1 pseudogene is annotated in these 756 nt (G+C 44.3%); it reads right to left on the reverse strand.

The features are described from left to right. Positions 1 to 756: pseudogene (locus tag R7190_RS27040) on the reverse strand (PrkA family serine protein kinase); the annotation flags it as partial.

Raw genomic sequence — 756 nt, forward strand, 5'->3', positions numbered from 1 at the left:
AATAGCTGTCCCGTTTCTGGATCGCGGTATTCTTGGTCCTGAATCCAGAAGTCTGCGTAGGTAACATAACGGTCGAAGATGTTTTGGCCGTATTCAGAGTAAGATTCTAGGTACGCGGTTTGGATCTCTTTACCGATAAACTCAACATAACGAGGAACGAGGTACCCTTTCAAAAACTCAAGATATTTTTCTGCGGTTTCTGAAGGGAATTGTTCGCGTTCTACTTGTTGTTCAATTACATAGAACAAGTGAACTGGGTTTGCTGCCACTTCGGTTTGGTCAAAGTTGAACACGCGAGACAAAATCTTAAACGCAAAACGTGTAGATAGGCCGTTCATACCTTCATCGACGCCTGCGTAATCTCGATATTCTTGGTAGCTTTTCGCTTTAGGATCGGTGTCTTTTAGCGTCTCGCCGTCGTACACGCGCATTTTCGAGAAGATAGACGAGTTTTCAGGCTCTTTCAGACGAGAAAGGATGCTGAACTGCGCCAATGTTTCTAATGTGCTTGGTGAGCAAGGGGCTTGAGACAATTCACTGTTTTCAAGCAGTTTTTGATAGATTTTAACTTCTTCCGATACGCGTAAACAGTACGGTACTTTAACGATGTATACACGGTCTAGGAAGGCTTCGTTGTTTTTGTTGTTGCGGAAGGTTTGCCACTCAGATTCGTTAGAGTGAGCCAAAATCATGCCGTCAAACGGAATTGCAGAAAGGCCTTCCGTCCCATTAAAGTTGCCTTCCTGTGTTGCGGTT

This window comes from Vibrio sp. 1078-1, assembly GCF_033340475.1.